Raw genomic sequence first — 16,372 nt, 5'->3', positions numbered from 1 at the left:
GGCGATCGCCTCCAGCTCTCAGAGCGCGTTGACGGCGACCGGCAGCGCACGCTTGTGCGCGGTCGCCCGATAGGCGGCGAGGATGCGGCGGCGGGCAATCTCGCCGACCGGCTTGCCTTCGAGAAAATCGTCGATCTCGTCATAGGTGACACCGTAGGCCTCCTCGTCGGGACGCAGCGGCCGCTGGTCCTCGAGATCGGCCGTGGGCACCTTGAAGACCAGCTCGTCCGGGGCGCCGAGCCGCTTTGCCAGCAGCCGGACGCGGCGCTTGTTGAGGCCGGCGAGCGGCAGGATATCGGCGGCGCCGTCGCCGAACTTGGTGAAGAAGCCCATGACCGCTTCTGCGGCATGATCGGTGCCGATCACCAGGCCGCCGAGCGCGCCGGCCAGAGCGAATTGGGCAATCATCCGCTGGCGCGCCTTGATGTTGCCGAGGATGAAATCCTGCCGGCCGGCATCGGCGAAGGCGAGACCGCCGTTTTGCGCGGCGGCCAGCATTGCATCCGCCGGTTCCTTGATGTTGACCACCATCGAGCGGTCGGCGCCGATCGTTGCGAGCGCCTTCGCTGCATCGGCCTCATCCGCCTGGACCCCATAGGGAAGGCGCACCGCAATGAATTCGGCCGCATGGCCGCCGTCACGCAGCTCGCGCACCGCCTTCTGGGCAATCAGCGCCGCCGTCAGCGAATCGACGCCGCCACTGATGCCGAGCACGTAGCCGCGCATGCCGGACGCCACGAGATAATCCTTGAGAAAGGCGGTTCGCCGCTCGATCTCATGCTCCGGGTTGATCTCGGCGGCAACGCCGAGTTCCCGGATGATCTCGCCTTGTTCGTCGGACAGCACAGTCATGGGATTCTCCTGGTTGTTTTGGGATCCGCGGCACTATGGCGGAAAGATGTGGGAAGGGTAAGGTGGTGACTGTGTTGTACGTGTTCCGTGCGTAAGATGCTCCCTCGCAGCAAGAAAATGCCCGTCACCCTAACCCTCTCCCCGTTCTGACGGGGAGAGGGGACGGAGACGTTGCGGCATGTCCCTTCGCCCCGCGTGCGGGGAGAAGGTGGCGGCAGCCGGATGAGGGGCGGGCTGCCTCTTCGCCTAATTCAGCTTGGGGAAAACCGGCACGATCTGGACGTCGGATCGCGCTGCGCCGCCAAGTATGTCGATTTGTCTGGTCAGCGTCTCAGCCGTCTCCGGAAGGAACGGCGCAAGGAGAAGAACGATCTCGCGGAGAAGGCCACCAAGTGCGGCGAAACTGGTCAGAAGGCGCGTTTCCAGTTCAAACCGCTCCGCCTCGGCAGCCGCGTTCAGTGCCTTGACGAGCGCCCATGGTTCCAGTTCGACCACGCGCTTATTGGCGTAGGACACAAGATCGAAGACGGCCGCCAGGGCTTCATGGAACGAAGCCGTGTCCATCGCCCTTTTCACCGCAAGCCTCGTTGCCGAGACTTTCCCTTCATCGGTTTCGTCTAGCCTCACACAGACGACGATTTTCTGCTTTGCCGCGATCGATAATATCCGGTTGAAGAGGTTGCCGAGCTGGGCGATCAGTTCGCCGTGATAAGCCGCTTCCAGACGTTCCACGGTAAAATCGCCGTCCTCATGCGCGCGTATGTGCCTCAGCAGGAAATATCGGAGGGCATCGGCGCCATAGTCTGCCGCGAGCGGCAGCGGATCGACGGCGTTGCCGTTCGACTTTCCGATTTTCCGGCCGTCGACCGTGACGTAACCGTGGACATGGATTGTCGTCGGCAGCGGCAATCCGGCCGAAAGCAGGATGGCAGGCCAATAGACAGCATGGAATCGGGTGACGCCTTTTCCGACAAGGTGCTCGCGTCGGTGAGCGTCGAGCCAGAATTTACGCAGCGCTTCGGGTTCGGCTTCTTCCCCATATCCGAGCGCGCTCAGATAATTGCCGAGGGCGTCGTACCAGACATAGATGGTTTGCTTTGGGTCGCCGGGCACCGGAATGCCCCACCCTCTCGCCCGCTCGGAGCTGCGCGAAACGCTGAAATCGTTCAAGCCGGAATTGATCAGCGCCAGGACTTCGTTGCGCCGGGACGGCGGGTTGATCCGCAACTCATCCGTCGCGATGGCGATGCGAAGCCGTTGCTCATAGCGGGAGAGCCGGAAGAACCAGTTGGTTTCGGTCACCTCCTCCGGCTTGGTCAGATGCTCCGGGCAGCAGCCGCCGACGAGCTCGCTCTCGGCGTAGAACTGTTCGCAGCCGGTACAGTAAAGGCCGGTGTAACTCTTCCTGTAAAGGTCGCCCGACGCTTCGCAGGCCCGCCAGAGCCTTTCTACGGCCGGGCGATGGCGAGGGTCGCTGCTGGTGCGAATAAAGTCGTCCGCATCGATGTTTAATGCCGTTTGCAGCTCGTGGAATCGTCCGGCGTTGTCGGCAACGAACGCGGATGGTTCGCATCCGGCCCTTTCGGCGGCGAGAACATTCTTCAGGCTGTTTTCGTCCGACCCGGTCTGCAGCCGCACAGTCCAACCCTCGGCCTTGCGATATCGGGCAAGCGCATCGGCCTGGACGAGTTCAAGGGCAAAGCCGATATGCGGGCTGGCATTGACGTAGGGGATGGTCGTCGTGAGATAGAAAGACTTATCGGTCATCGCAGGGTCCTTTCCTGGAAATTCAGGCGGGCCGCCGGAGACAAAAAACCCGCCAGGTTGGCGGGGGCTGTTTCCTCAAGCAAAAGCGTAAGTCATCCATCCCCCGTCAGCAGGGGCGCATCATGCTCTTGAGGATGTGGATCGCGTTGCTCATAGGCTAAGCTAGAGCACGAGGCTGCGATCAGGTCAACGGCGAGTTAGGTTCGGCCTACCTGCGCGGCCCTGCGGCAAACGCTCTTGGCTCCGATGACATTGCTGTATTCGTCGCGCTGGATCATGTCGGCGAGCGGTTCGGTTGCGGGCGCTGCACATTTGCGGGCGATCTGCATTCGGCGCCGCCCCGCAACTCTTCCGCAAGCCGGAAATGGCGACTGGCCGTTTCCGCGTCGCCCTTGGCTTGAGCGAGCAGAGCCAGATTGTAGTTCGCACCTGGGTCGTCCGGTTTCAAGCGTAGGGCGGCGAGGTAGTGGCGCTCTGCCGCGGGCAAATCCCCGTTCTCGTGAAGCAGGGCGGCGAGATTGTTATGGGCCTCGACATAGTTCGGCCTCGCCCGAATGGCGGCGCGGTACTCTTCCTCCGCCCTGCGCTGGTCGCCCTGTTCGAGCAACATGGCATAGTTGTAATGCGCCTCAGCGTAATCGGGTTGGTGCTCCAGCGCTCGGAGATAATGGGCTTCAGCGCCTGCCGTATCTCCCATCCGCTCCAAGAAGACGCCGTAGTTGTTATTGGCCTCGGCGAAGCCAGGTCGGAGCCGAAGGACCTCGCGGTATTGCCGGTCGGTCTGAACCGGATCGTCATTCCCCTCGAGAAGGCCCGCATATCGCAGACGAGCATCCACAAAGTCGGGACGAAGGCGAATGGCGTCGCGATAATGCGTATCCGCACAGTCGATATCGCCCATTTCCTGCAGGAGGATCGCATAATTATAATGGCCTTCGGGATAATTCGGCCAAAGGCGGAGCGCCTCGCGATAATGCTCGGCGGCTTCGACGGCGTCACCGAGCCTTTTCAGAAGAATTCCGAGATTGTTGTGGGCCTCCGGATACGTGGCACGTAGTTCGAGTGCCCGGCGATAGCAAAACAGTTCGTCGTCCACCGCACCAGCAGTTCCCGATCCGAGCCCGGCCCCTCTCAGGAACCAGTCCTCCGCGGTCATCTTGTCTTCCGGCCTTGCGGCAAGTGCGGTCTGGTCGACGGACACCATCCTGTAGAGCTGGCGACAAGGCAGAAAGTCGCCTTTGAGTTCGAAATTTCCGACGGCCTCGAAATTATAGACGGGCAAGTCGATAAGCTCGAGAATGGTCTGTGAGATAAATAACGAGTCCGGGTAGGCACTCGCTTCTATTCGCTTTGCGATATTGATGGCCCGGCCAATCCATGCGTCGTCGTCTGCGATCCGATAGCATTCGCCGAAGTGACAGCCCACCCGGATCGGAAGATCATGCCCGTACTGAGATGCGGCCAGAGAACGGCGGCGTTGTTTCCAATACGCAATAAGCTTCAGCGAGAAATGAACCGCGACGTCCGCGGATTCGAAAAGAAAAAGGTGACCATCCCCAGTGAAGTTTTCATGCCGCCTGCCGTAGTGGCTTGCAAGGGACTGCGACAGGTAGCGATATTCCGTGACGATTCCCGCCGCCGCATCCCGTGAGACATTATTCCATACCGCGGAGTGGCGGACGAGATCGGTGAAAATAGCGGCGAAGTAGATACTCATTTCGTTCACTGCCAATCGGCGCTATCATCTTTCAAAGTGAGCGCATCGAGGTTGAACTTCATTCCATACGCCGGAAGGAACCCATCATGCCACAGTATATGGTCGAAAGACACTTGCCCGGCATCACTCCGCAGCAGCTTTCAGCCGCCGCGGCACGCGCAAAGGTCGTCACTGCTGAAATGACTGCACAAGGCAAACCAGTTCGGTATCTGCGCTCGACCTTCGTGCCATCGGAAGAGAAATCTTTCTGCCTCTTCGATGCGCCCTCTGCTGAGCGTGTCGAGGAAGCAAACCAGATCGCGCAAATTCCTTTGCAGCGCATTATCGAAGTCCAGCACATTGCCGCCGATGATCTGGCCTGAGATGGTATTTTCGAGAATGGCCGGTCGCGATCTGCGAAGCTCGGCCCGCAGGCCGAGTTGATGCCTGTGGCTCGACGCCAAGGTGTTGGCAGGCGGATGAGGCGCAGACTTGCATCTTGCTAGCTCGGACCGCCCTGCCCTGCGCTTGCGTTCCGGGCGTTCGCAGCTGCAATCGATTCACTGGATCGATTGCTTCGGCTGCGCCGAACCGCTCCTCACTCCTCGCTCTCGCTTTTGCCGTGGGCCCAGTTCATGTAGAGCTCCAGCGCCTTGCGGGTGACGGGGCCCTCCTGGAGATCGCGGTCGTCGAGGCGGGTGACGCCGACGACCTTGGAGTAGTTGCCTGACGTGAAGATCTCGTCGGCTTGCAGGAAATCCTCGACGGAGAGCGTTGCTTCGACGACGTCGAAGCCGGCCTTGCGCAACAGGTCGATGACGCGGGCGCGGGTGATGCCGGCGAGAAAGGTGCGGTTGGCGGCCGGCGTCATCACCACGCCGTCGCGCACCAGGAAGACGTTCGACGATGCGGTTTCGACGACATTGCCATTCAGGTCGCGCACCAGCGCATTGTCGAAGCCGCGGCTGCGGGCCTCGGCGATCATGCGGCCGCTGTTCGGATAGAGCGAGCCGGTCTTGGCCTCGGTCATCGCCGTTTCCGGCGAAGGACGCCGGTAGGGCGAGACGGTGAGACTGGTGCCGCCATGGCCGCCCATCGGCGCCTCGAACAGGCAGAGCGCGAAGCGAGTCGATTCGGCATCGACCGAGACGATGCTGCCCGGTGCACCATGCTCGCCCCAATACATCGGCTTGATGTAGATCGCCGTCGCGCCACCGAATTTGGCAATGCCTTCCCAGGCGAGTGCGGCGATCTCCTCGGCCGACTTCACCGGCTTCAGGCCCATGGCGAGCGCTGAGCGGTTGACGCGCTGGCAGTGCAGGTCGAGATCCGGGGCGATGCCGTCGAACCAGCGGGCGCCGTCGAAGACGGTGGAGCCGAGCCACATGGCATGCGAGGTCGGCCCGATCAGCGGCGGATTGCCGGGAAGCCATTCCCCCTCGACGTGAGTCCAGGTGGTTGAACGCGGTGATGTGTCGACGGCCATGCTACCCTCCCTATCCAGTCGCGGGAAAGCAAAAGCCGCGGCGACAGGCCGGGTCAAGGAGAAATCCGGGCGGCAAAGGCGGAAGCAAGAAAATGCCGGAGGACGGCGAAAGGCCGCAATATTCGTGCGCGATACCGGCGACGCCGGCGATGGGTGTATCAGCAAAAATGATGGAATGATTGTTGGAACGGCGGCCCGCCGCATGCGATCATGAACGCAAGCGCGAATAAGGGAGAACGCCAATGAAAGCCATGTTCTACGAAGCCTTCGAGCAGGCGCCCGACATCCGCACCCTGCCCGATCCGACGCCTTCCGAGGACGGTGTCGTCATCGCAGTCGGCGCCAGCGGGCTCTGCCGCAGCGACTGGCACGGCTGGATGGGGCACGATCCCGATATCCGCCTGCCGCATGTGCCGGGTCACGAACTTGCCGGAAAGATCGTCGCCACCGGCCGCGGCGTGATGCGCTTCAAGGTGGGCGACCGGGTAACCGTGCCCTTCGTTTCCGGCTGCGGCCATTGCGCCGAGTGCCATTCCGGCAACCAGCAGGTCTGCCCGAACCAGTTCCAGCCGGGCTTCACCCATTGGGGTTCCTTCGCCGAATATGTGGCGATCGACTATGCCGACACCAATCTGGTGCACCTGCCGGACACGATCGACGATGCGACGGCGGCAAGCCTCGGCTGCCGCTTCGCCACCTCGTTTCGCGCCGTTGCCGACCAGGCGCGCACCCGTCCCGGCGAATGGATCGCCGTGCATGGCTGCGGCGGCGTCGGCCTGTCGGCCATCATGATCGCCACCGCGCTCGGCGCCAATCCGATCGGCATCGACATATCGGAGGAGAAACTCGCCTTCGCGCGCGAATGCGGAGCGGTGGCGACGGTCAATGCATCTGGTGTCGCCGACGTGGCCGAGGCAGTGCGCGAGATCACCAAGGGCGGCGCGCATGTCTCGATCGACGCGCTCGGCCATCCCGCCACCTGCTTCAACTCGATCAAGAACCTGCGCCGGCGCGGCCGGCATGTGCAGGTGGGGCTGATGCTCGGCGAATACGCCAGACCGCAGATTCCGATGGCTGAGGTGATCAGCCACGAGCTCGAAATCTACGGCAGCCACGGCATGCAGGCCTGGCGCTACGACGCCATGCTGTCGATGCTGGCGGCCGGCAAGATCGCGCCGCAGAAACTGATCGGGCGGCGCGTCAGCCTCGAGGAGGCCGTGCCGGCGCTGATGGCGCTCGACAAGGCGGAGGCGACAGGGATCAGCGTGATTACGCGCTTTTCATAGGGAGCGTTTTCCCCTTCCTGCTGAGACGAACACGAGAGGAAGCAATAACTTCCTCCGTCGCGTCTGAAAGGAGTAAGGGCATAATGAAGTCGCAAGGAGAGAATACATCTTCCCTCCTCTAAGTAGCATCGATTGATCGCTGGACTGACTGCACAGGCATATGATCTGTCGCTATCTGAGGTAACGGAACCGTTCTTCGGTTGGTGGACAGTTTCCGGTATTTCGTCGGTGTTAAGTTGTGGTGACGTAGAAACACGCGGTTGAAGTTTGACAGATTGCGATAGCCCACCTCGAAGCAGATGTCCGTTATTGGCAGAGAGGTATCGGTCAATAGCTGACCCGCCTTCCAGATACGAAGCTTGTTGACATGGTCGGTGAAGGTGTGGCCGCTGTTTTTCTTGAAGAATCGCGAGAAAGCGCTGTCACTCATGCCAACCATGCGAGCCATATCAGGCAACCGGATGTCCTCCGACAGATTGGCAAAGACATACGCGAAGACCTGTTGCAGGGCTTCCAGCGAACCATAGCTCAGGTCCGGCACATAAGCCTCTGAAGACAGCGTATCGAACTCGTCAGTGTCCCGCAGCAGCGAGAGCAATGACAGGAAGGTCGAAAGCCGCACCGAGCCGGTCTGGAACTCCATGTCGAGTATCAGCGCCTCCGCCTGTTCCCGCGCCCGGCCCTTGAAGGAGAGGCCCCGCTGTGCGCGGGCGAGAAAGTCACGCAGCCCCGCCAGTTCCGGCAGGAAGGCCGAAGCCTGTTCCAGCTTGGCCGGCGGAAACTGGATGACGATGTCACGTCCTGGAATGCGCTCATTCGGTCCGAGCGGCGTCACCCAGTCGTGCGGCAGGTTGCTGCCGATGACGGAAATATGGCCCGGCGTGAACGCGCCGACATGATCGCCTGCAAGCAGGACGCCGCTGGCGTTGGGAATGTAGTGGATCTCCACCTCCGGGTGGAAATTCCAGACGTTGCGTTCCCACGGATAGTCGTCGCGGCGCCATAGAAACGACTCGTCCGCGCCGGTCAAGACATATTCAAATCTCGCGACCGTCGGCGAAATAACTGACATTGCGGACATCCTCCAGTGCTTCTCCGCCATGCTGGTTGCACTGACAATCAATATTCGATTGTGCAACGCACACAAAAATTCACGAATATATTCGGTATTTCGCGCATGAGAGTATCAGTATTGCGCAACGGCCGCGCTTGTGTCCACCCCTTCTTTCTACAAGTATTGAGGTCCGTTGAGCGTGTCGGAGGAGAGTTTAGAACGCACAACCGGACCGATTTTGCGATCCAAATGGAGGAGAACAATGAACAGTTTCGTCAAAGCCGTGGGCGTCGGCTTCATTTCGCTTGGCCTTTGGAGCTCGACAGCTCTTGCTCAGGATTCCTGGTGGAAGACTGCCGCCCAGCCCTATCAGGGCGCGACCATCCGGGGCATCTCGGAATCGACCCCAGCATCGAAATATGTCGAGCAGGTGCTCGGTCCCAAGTTCACCGAGGAGACCGGCATCAAGGTCGAATTCGAGGCCACATCCTGGGACCAGATGTACGACAAGGCGATCAAGGACATGGAGGCCAATACCGGCATCTATGACTTCGTCTATATCGAGCAGGACATCGTATATACGTATCTGGCCCGCAACTTCCTGGTCGATATCACCAAGTCGCTCGCCGATAATGCGAAGATCGCTTCGCCGGACTTCAAGCCGGAAAATTTCACCACTTTCTTGAACTATTTCAAGGATCCGAAGTCGGGCAATGTCATGGGCGTCCCCATGGAAGCATTCATCAAGCCTTACCTCTACCGCAAGGATCTTTTCGATGATCCGGCAATCCAGAAAGCCTACAAGGATTCCACCGGTGCGGATCTGAAGCCCGCGACGACGCATGACGAGTATACCCAGATCGCCAAGTTCTTCACCGAATACGGCGCAGACAAGGAGCTCTGGGGAACCACCGTACAGGCCTCGTCGAGCCACCCCGCCGCCTTCTACGAATTCTTCGAGTCGGTCGCGCCGACCTTTGGCGTGTACAACTGGGGCATCGATGGCACGACCTTCGCAGCCACCGAGGCTAACGGCGGCCAGATGAACTCCGCCGCCGCGAAGAAGGCGCTCAACTACTGGGTCGGCCTGCTGAAATACGCGCCGCCGGAATCGACGTCGTCCACTTGGGACGAGGTTGCCGGGACATTTGCCGCCGGCCGCGCAGCCCAGGGTCTCGTCTACGGTGAAAACGCTGCCTGGATCGCTACCGACGAAAGCAAATCGACGGTCGTCGGCAAGGTGGGAGTGTCATTGCCTCCGGTCGAGGCGGGTGTCATGGAAGCAGCCGAATCCGGCAAGGGATATATCGGCTATTACGATGGTGGCGCGTTCGGCATCCCGCATTCGTCCAAGAACAAAGACGCGTCGCTGCTATTCCTGCAGTATATCGGTCAGGCTTCAGTGCAGACCGACTGGGCGCTGGCCGGCTCCCGCATCGTCATGAACTCGACCTACGACGATCCCAAGATCGTCGATCAGGACAAGAAGATGAACGGCTATTACACGCTGATGCGTGAGGACGGAAAGCTGTTCGCCGGAGCTCCGCCGTTCCCGTTCCACTCGCAAGTTCTGCAGGTAGTCGCACCGTTCATCTACAAAGCGATCGTCGGTGAGATCAAGCCGGACGATGCGCTGGACCAGGCCGCCACCGCAGCCGAAGCTGAACTCGTGAAGCTCGGCTACCGCAAGTAAAGACCGCACCTCCCAAGCGGTTGGCGGTCGCCTTCAGCAAGGTGGCCGCCCCTATCCTGACTGCGGTTTGCGGGCCTGCCCGCGGCGCTGGTAGTCAGGCGAACAAGAGTCAAGCACGATCTGACGGAGCGCAGGATGAGACAATCCAATATCGGATGGCTGTTTCTAACCCCAGCCACGCTAATCCTGTTCGTTGTCGGGTTCGTTCCCTTCATCTACATTCTCTATGTTGGCTTCTTCGACTGGAACACCAACGCAGTCGACCCCACCCTGCGCTGGGCAGGCCTCCAGAATTATCGCAGCCTCGTTTTTGACACGACATTCCTGAACTCTCTTGCGCGCACGCTGGTTTTCGCATTCTTCGTCGTTGTGAGCGAACTGTTGTTAGGCTATGTCCTGGCCCGGGCACTGATGGCAGACCGCCTGTGGGGCCGGCAGTTCTTTCGCACGATCCACACACTGCCGATCGTTGTCGCGCCCATTGCAGTCGGCGCTACCTGGCGGCTGCTTTGCGTTCCGGGCCTCGGCATCGTGCCTTATTACCTGAAACTGTGGTTCGGCATCGACTACAACATCTCGACCAATGCCTATCACGCCTTCGCCACGGCGATCATCATGGACCTGTGGCATTGGACGCCGTTCGTCACGCTGTCGCTCATGGCGGGACTGACCGCCTTGCCGAAAGAACCGCTCGAACAGGCGCAGATCGACGGCGGCAACAAGCTGCAGATTTTCTGGTACGTGATCGTTCCGATGTTGAAGCCGGTGCTGCTGACAACCGTCTTCATCCGGCTGATGGACGCATTACGCTCGGTCGACGAAATCTGGATGCTGACCAAGGGTGGTCCGGCTGAGGCGACCCGGTTCATCGGCCTTCATATCTGGATCAACGTCTTTCCGAAGACCGATTACGGCTATGGCGCGGCCATGTCGCTGCTGACGCTTTACGTCACGATCGTTCTGAGCTGGCTGCTGTTCGTCGCCATGACCGGCCGCAAGGGAGGTGCACAATGAAACGCTCCGGTATAGCCTCCTTCGTCCTTTGGGTATGTCTGACCATTCTGACACTGCTTCCCGTCTGGTGGATGCTGGTAGTTTCCATGCGCCCCCGCGTGAAGCTTTATTCGAAGTCGTTCCTCATAGACGATCTTTATTGGAACAATTTCCTGGCGGTGCTGAACAGCTCGACCTTCCTGCAGTATCTCTGGAATTCGCTGATCGTGGCGACATCGAACGCAGCGCTGGTGTGCGCGCTCGGCCTGCTCGCGGCGTTCGGGCTGTCGCGTTACAAAATCGGCGGCGGTGACAACGTGTTTTTCTGGTTGATCACCAACCGCATGGCGCCGCCAGCCGTGTTTCTGCTGCCGCTCTTCCTGCTGTTCACCAAGTGGTTCGTGTTCGGTGATTTCATGCTGTTCGACACGAAGATTGGCCTAATCCTGCTCTATTGCGTCTTCAACCTGCCCTTCGCCATCTGGCTCTTGAAGGGCATGCTCGACGGGATTCCGCAGGAACTTGACGAAGCGGCGCGGGTCGATGGTGCGACAACCGGCCAGGTGCTGTCCAACGTCATCCTGCCGCTGGCGCGGCCGGGGTTGGCCGTCACCTTCATCCTGACCTGGATTTTCGCGTGGAACGAGTACCTGTTCGCAGCGACCCTAACGTCGTCGGCTGACGCCAGGACCGTGACGACAGCGCTTGCTGAATATGTCTCGGTCACCGGAACGAACTGGGGCGAGATGGCGGCGATGGCGTTCCTGACCACGCTCCCGGCCCTAATCGTGCTCGGCTTCGTCCAGAAGCACATCGTGACCGGCCTCACGTTCGGCGCATTGAAAGGGTAAAGATGATGGCTGGCGTTCAACCCCAGAAAACCCAACGCGACGGATTCCTGCCTATTCGAACCAACGGCTTCGACAGGGGCTTCATCTCGGTCGTGATCCTGATCCTGGTGCATCTTCTATGGATGCGCTTCCTGGAGGGCGTGTTGCCCCTATGGGTGGCGACGGTGCTCTGCCTGGCGCTCGCCGTGTTCATTATCCGAAAGGGCTGAAAACATGAGATCACTCGTCCTCGAACGCAAAGACGAACTGCGCATGCGCGACCTGGACCCGAAGGAGGCGCTCGGTCCCACCGACGTGCGCATCGCCATCAAAACCGTTGGCGTCTGCGGATCAGACGTTCACTATTACACTCACGGCGCGATCGGCCCTTTCGTTGTGCGCGAGCCGATGATCCTCGGCCACGAAGCCGCCGGCATCATCGAAGAGGTCGGCAGCGCGGTCCAGAACCTGAAAGTGGGCGACCGCGTTTGCATGGAGCCCGGCATTCCCGACCCTCAAAGTCGCGCGTCGCGGCTGGGTCTCTACAACCTCGATCCCGCGGTGCGCTTCTGGGCGACGCCGCCGGTCCACGGCGTACTGAGACCCAGCGTGGTCCACCCGGCGGCCTTTACCTTTAAGCTTCCGGACAACGTTTCCTACGCCGCTGGCGCTATGGTCGAGCCGCTGGCCGTAGGCTTTCAAGCAGTCTCCAAGGCGAGGCTGACGCCCGGTGCGATCGCGCTGGTCACGGGTGCCGGGCCGATCGGCATGGTGACAGCGATAGCGGCGCTGTCGGCTGGCTGCGCCAGAGTTATCGTTACCGACGTCGTCGACGAAAAGCTCGCCGTGGCGCGCAGGCTCGGCCCTGCCGTCATGACCGTCAACGTACGCTCGCAGGATCTGAAGAGTGTCATAGCCCGCGAAACCGACGGCTGGGGCGTCGATGTCGTTTTCGAATGTTCCGGCGCGGCCGAAGTGATCGCAGACACGGCGCACCATGGTTGCCCCGGCGGCGCCATCGTCCTTGTCGGCATGCCCCTGAAGCCGGTCCCGCTCGACGTCGTCACAGCCCAGACCAAGGAACTGCGCATCGAACACGTGTTCCGCTACGCCCATGTCTACCCGCGCATCGTCGCGCTATTGGGATCGAACCAGATCAATGTCGATGCGCTGATCACCGATACCTACGCCTTCGAGGATTCTGTCGAAGCGTTCGATTACGCCGTGCGACCGAAGCCGTCCTCCGTGAAGATCCAGATCGAGCTTGGGAGCTAGCATGTACCTGCGGAAGCTGGATCTCAGTGGAAGAGTGGCGGTCGTCACCGGCGCGGGGCGCAACATCGGCTATGCCTGCGCTGATGCCCTATCGGAAGCGGGCGCGCATGTCGTGCTGACTGATCTTGATGAAGAACTTGGTCAGTCGGCCGTCTCGAAGCTCGCCGCGATGGGGCGAAAGGCCGAATTCATTCGTCTGGACGTGACCGATTCCGCCGAAACCGACCGTGTCGCGGCGGCGATCGCGACCAAGCTTGGTCGCGTGGACATTCTGGTCGCTAATGCCGGCATCGCTTCGCACAGCCCGGCGGAGGAGATGTCAGATGCGGATTGGCTCAGAGTCCTGAACGTGAACCTCAACGGCGTGTTCTGGAGCAATCGCGCTTTCGGAAACCTGATGCTGAAGGCGGGCAAGGGCTCTATCGTCAATATCGGTTCCATGTCCGGCATCATCGCCAACCGGCCGCAGCCGCAAGCTGGTTATAACGCCTCCAAGGGTGCCGTTCACATGGTGACGAAGTCGCTTGCCGCCGAATGGGCCGAGCGGGGCGTGCGCGTCAACGCCGTCGCGCCGACCTATATCGCGACGGACATGACGAAGAGCGCGGTCGAGAGCACCGGGTGGGACAAGGACTGGATGTACATGACGCCGATGAAGCGCATGGGCGAAGTCGAGGAAATTGCGTCTGTCGTCCTGTTCCTGGCCTCCGATGCCGCCAGCCTGATGACCGGCAGCATCGTCGTTGCCGATGCAGGATACACCTCATGGTGAAGCTGCCCGTGGACCCGTCCCGAATGATCGGCGGCCATGCCGCCACAACTGACTAAGGATTGACACATGGCGACGATTGAGCTCGACAAGGTCGACAAGCATTACGGCCCCTATCACGCACTGCGCAACATCTCGTTCGATATAGCCGACGGTGAGTTCGTCGTACTGGTCGGTCCCTCCGGTTGCGGCAAATCCACGCTGCTGCGGTCGCTTGCCGGCCTTGAGGAGATCACCGGCGGCACGATCAACCTTGGCGGAAATCGCATCGACAACATCGCCGCCAAGGACCGTGACGTGGCGATGGTGTTCCAGAACTACGCGCTCTATCCGCATATGACCGTTCGGGAGAACATGGCCTTCGCACTTAAATTGCGCGGCGAGAATCTTGCGGATCGCAACGCCAAGGTCGACAAGGCTGCCGAGATGTTGCGGCTTACGCCCTATCTCGACCGATATCCGAAGGCGCTCTCCGGAGGCCAGCGGCAGCGTGTTGCCATGGGGCGCGCGATGGTTCGCCGCCCGAAGGCGTTCTTTTTCGACGAGCCGCTGTCAAACCTGGACGCCGCGTTGCGCGTAGATATGCGTTCGGAGATCAAAGCTCTTCACCAGCGCCTCGGCGCTACTTCCGTGTATGTCACGCATGACCAGATTGAAGCCATGACAATGGCGGACCGCATTGTCGTGCTTCGCGACGGCAAGGTGGAGCAGATCGGTGCGCCACTGGAGCTTTACGACAGGCCGGCAAATACCTTCGTCGCCGGCTTCATCGGATCGCCGGCGATGAACATGCTACCGGCCACAATCGATCTCTCTTTGAACTCAGCGCGGCTCGCTGAAGGCTCGGCCCTTCCCCTTCCACAAGGCACGCGGGCGAGCAACGGCCAGGAGGTGATATACGGGGTACGTCCTGACCAGTGGATACTGTCGAACGGCGATGCGGGTGTACCGGCAACTGTCGAGTTGATCGAGCCGACGGGGGCCGAAATTCTGCTGGCGGTCCAATTGGCGGGTAAGCGGGTCTTGTGCGCCTTTCGCGAGCGCCACGCGCTGAAGCCGGGCGACAGGATACGGCTCGATGTCGATCCTGCCGCGGCTCATGTGTTCGACAAGCAAACCGAGCAAAGACTCCCGTTCTGAGCAACAGGCATCGGAAGGATCAACCATGTCGGACTTTACAGGAAAAACGGTAATCATCACCGGTGCTGGCAAGGGTATCGGTCGGGCCTGCGTTGAACTGCTCACCCACCGTGGCGCACGAATCGTAGCCTTATCGCGTACGCAGGCCGATCTGGATGATCTTGCGGCAAAGTTCGGCGCGACGGTAATATCAGTCAATCTCGCCGACAATGCAGCAGCACGCGCCGCCATGAAGAAGGCGGGACTGGCAGACGCGCTGATCAATTGCGCGGGAACCAACGTGCTTGAAAGCGTCATCGATATGACAGAGGAGGGCTATGAGCAGGTCCTCGGCATCAACCTGCGGGCTGCGCTGATTTGTGCGCAGGAGTTCGCGCGGGCTCGCATTGCAGACGGCGGCGGCGGTACGATCGTGAATGTGACCTCGATCGCCGGACATCGGGGTTTCGTGGATCACGTGGCTTACGCCGCATCGAAGGCGGGATTGGAAGGCGCGACACGTGTCATGGCCAAGGAGCTCGGCGCCTACGGAATCCGGGTCAATGCAGTGGCGCCTACGGTTACTATGACGGAGCTTGCCGCGAAGGCGTGGTCCGAGCCTTCCAAACGTGACCCGATGATCGTTCGCCACCCGATGGCGCGTTTCGCTGCGGTCGACGATGTCGCGCGCTCGATCGCACTGCTTATTTCAGAGGACGCCCCGATGATCACTGGTGCAGTACTGCCAGTCGATGGCGGCTTCCTTGCTGTCTGAAAATCAAAAGGTGAGACAAGACGATGACTAAACTACTCGAAGGAAAGATCGCTGCGGTAACCGGCGCAGCTTCCGGTATCGGGCTGGCGACGACCCGTGCCCTGGTCGATGCCGGCGCCAAGGTCGTGATGGTCGACTATAACAGACAGGCGCTGGAAACGTACGCTGCCGAGTTCGGCGACGCCGTAGTCATGCAGGTCACCGATCTTCTGGACGCCGCAAGTTGTGCGGCCATGGTGCCGGAAATCCTGGCAAAGGTCGATCACCTCGACATCCTGCACTGCAATGCAGGGTCCTACATTGGCGGGGATCTTATCGATACCGATACCGCGGCAATCGATCGGATGCTGAATCTCAACGTGAACGCCGTCATGAAGAACGTCCGCGACATCGCTCCGCATATGATCGAACGCGGGACCGGGGACATTTTGGTCACTTGCTCAGTAGCCGGCCATGCGCCGATCCAATGGGAGCCGGTCTATTCCAGCTCCAAATGGGCGATTACCAGTTTCGTCCAGATCATGCGCCGGCAGTTGAAAAATCACGGCATCAGGGTCAGCCAGGTGTCGCCCGGCCCGGTCGTTTCCGCTCTGCTTGCCGATTGGCCCGCAGAAAACCTTGAAAAGGCAAAAGCCAATGGCAGTCTGATCGAACCCTCAGAGGTCTCCGATGCTATCATCTTCATGCTGACCCGCCCGCGAAACGTCACGATCCGGGACATGATTGTCTTGCCGACAAATTTCGACGTGTAGGTATAGCCCCAGTGTTTTCCTCCGC

General features: G+C 60.5%; 16 protein-coding genes. 11 read left to right on the top strand and 5 right to left on the bottom strand.

All coding sequences use genetic code 11. The features are described from left to right. Nucleotides 1-18: 18 nt before the first annotated feature. From nadE to GA0061105_RS24075, 3 genes are all read right to left on the bottom strand, one after another. On the bottom strand, nucleotides 19-852 hold the full coding sequence (gene nadE / locus GA0061105_RS24085) for an ammonia-dependent NAD(+) synthetase (protein WP_064692249.1): 834 nt from the start codon (nucleotides 850-852) through the stop codon (nucleotides 19-21). Nucleotides 853-1,098: 246 nt separating this feature from the next. Further along, nucleotides 1,099-2,619 carry a methionine--tRNA ligase gene (metG, locus tag GA0061105_RS24080; RefSeq protein ID WP_092753364.1) on the bottom strand — a complete coding sequence of 507 codons (1,521 nt, stop codon included), beginning with the start codon at nucleotides 2,617-2,619 and terminating at the stop codon, nucleotides 1,099-1,101. Between the two features lie 274 nt (nucleotides 2,620-2,893). After that, the gene (locus GA0061105_RS24075; RefSeq protein WP_092753362.1) at nucleotides 2,894-4,336 is read right to left on the bottom strand and encodes a tetratricopeptide repeat protein; all 1,443 of its coding nucleotides are present in this window, start codon (nucleotides 4,334-4,336) and stop codon (nucleotides 2,894-2,896) included. An 86-nt stretch (nucleotides 4,337-4,422) separates the two neighbouring features. Between GA0061105_RS24075 and GA0061105_RS24070 the strand changes: the two genes are divergently transcribed. Beyond that, nucleotides 4,423-4,698: a DUF4242 domain-containing protein gene (locus GA0061105_RS24070; protein WP_064692247.1), complete on the top strand. Its 276-nt coding sequence runs from the start codon at nucleotides 4,423-4,425 to the stop codon at nucleotides 4,696-4,698. 215 nt (nucleotides 4,699-4,913) lie between these two features. Here GA0061105_RS24070 and GA0061105_RS24065 read toward each other — a convergent pair whose 3' ends face one another. Then, nucleotides 4,914-5,801, bottom strand: a complete 888-nt coding sequence (locus GA0061105_RS24065) for a branched-chain amino acid aminotransferase (protein WP_092753360.1) — start codon at nucleotides 5,799-5,801, stop codon at nucleotides 4,914-4,916. A 242-nt stretch (nucleotides 5,802-6,043) separates the two neighbouring features. Between GA0061105_RS24065 and GA0061105_RS24060 the strand changes: the two genes are divergently transcribed. Then, a complete protein-coding gene (locus tag GA0061105_RS24060) occupies nucleotides 6,044-7,087 on the top strand; it encodes a zinc-dependent alcohol dehydrogenase family protein (protein WP_092753358.1) in 1,044 nt (347 codons plus the stop codon). A gap of 118 nt (nucleotides 7,088-7,205) precedes the next feature. Here the strand turns inward: GA0061105_RS24060 and GA0061105_RS24055 are convergent, their stop codons facing one another. Beyond that, nucleotides 7,206-8,159, bottom strand: coding sequence for an AraC family transcriptional regulator (locus GA0061105_RS24055; RefSeq protein ID WP_092753356.1), 954 nt, complete (start codon nucleotides 8,157-8,159; stop codon nucleotides 7,206-7,208). Between the two features lie 244 nt (nucleotides 8,160-8,403). Between GA0061105_RS24055 and GA0061105_RS24050 the strand changes: the two genes are divergently transcribed. The 9 genes from GA0061105_RS24050 (at nucleotide 8,404) to GA0061105_RS24010 (ending at nucleotide 16,347) form a co-directional block, all read left to right on the top strand. Next, complete coding sequence (locus tag GA0061105_RS24050; protein WP_064692243.1) at nucleotides 8,404-9,834, top strand: extracellular solute-binding protein; 1,431 nt, start codon at nucleotides 8,404-8,406, stop codon at nucleotides 9,832-9,834. A 135-nt stretch (nucleotides 9,835-9,969) separates the two neighbouring features. After that, nucleotides 9,970-10,848 carry a carbohydrate ABC transporter permease gene (locus tag GA0061105_RS24045; RefSeq protein ID WP_064692242.1) on the top strand — a complete coding sequence of 293 codons (879 nt, stop codon included), beginning with the start codon at nucleotides 9,970-9,972 and terminating at the stop codon, nucleotides 10,846-10,848. Then, nucleotides 10,845-11,678, top strand: a complete 834-nt coding sequence (locus tag GA0061105_RS24040; RefSeq protein WP_064692241.1) for a carbohydrate ABC transporter permease — start codon at nucleotides 10,845-10,847, stop codon at nucleotides 11,676-11,678. Before GA0061105_RS24045 ends, GA0061105_RS24040 begins: the two co-directional genes overlap by 4 nt. Before the next feature lie 5 nt (nucleotides 11,679-11,683). Then, on the top strand, nucleotides 11,684-11,887 hold the full coding sequence (locus tag GA0061105_RS24035) for a DUF2160 family membrane protein (RefSeq protein WP_207241065.1): 204 nt from the start codon (nucleotides 11,684-11,686) through the stop codon (nucleotides 11,885-11,887). Between the two features lie 4 nt (nucleotides 11,888-11,891). Continuing rightward, nucleotides 11,892-12,932, top strand: a complete 1,041-nt coding sequence (locus GA0061105_RS24030; RefSeq protein WP_092753354.1) for an NAD(P)-dependent alcohol dehydrogenase — start codon at nucleotides 11,892-11,894, stop codon at nucleotides 12,930-12,932. Nucleotide 12,933: 1 nt separating this feature from the next. Then, nucleotides 12,934-13,704 carry an SDR family NAD(P)-dependent oxidoreductase gene (locus tag GA0061105_RS24025; RefSeq protein WP_092753352.1) on the top strand — a complete coding sequence of 257 codons (771 nt, stop codon included), beginning with the start codon at nucleotides 12,934-12,936 and terminating at the stop codon, nucleotides 13,702-13,704. 66 nt (nucleotides 13,705-13,770) lie between these two features. Next, nucleotides 13,771-14,841, top strand: a complete 1,071-nt coding sequence (locus GA0061105_RS24020; RefSeq protein ID WP_092753350.1) for an ABC transporter ATP-binding protein — start codon at nucleotides 13,771-13,773, stop codon at nucleotides 14,839-14,841. 25 nt (nucleotides 14,842-14,866) lie between these two features. Further along, entirely contained in the window at nucleotides 14,867-15,595 is a 729-nt protein-coding gene (locus GA0061105_RS24015; RefSeq protein WP_092753348.1) for an SDR family oxidoreductase, read from the top strand. A gap of 23 nt (nucleotides 15,596-15,618) precedes the next feature. Then, the gene (locus tag GA0061105_RS24010) at nucleotides 15,619-16,347 is read left to right on the top strand and encodes an SDR family oxidoreductase (RefSeq protein WP_064692236.1); all 729 of its coding nucleotides are present in this window, start codon (nucleotides 15,619-15,621) and stop codon (nucleotides 16,345-16,347) included. Nucleotides 16,348-16,372 lie beyond the last annotated feature (25 nt).

It is taken from the genome of Rhizobium aethiopicum (genome assembly GCF_900094625.1).
Taxonomy (GTDB): domain Bacteria; phylum Pseudomonadota; class Alphaproteobacteria; order Rhizobiales; family Rhizobiaceae; genus Rhizobium; species Rhizobium aethiopicum.
This window is presented reverse-complemented; position numbering and strand designations above follow the sequence as displayed.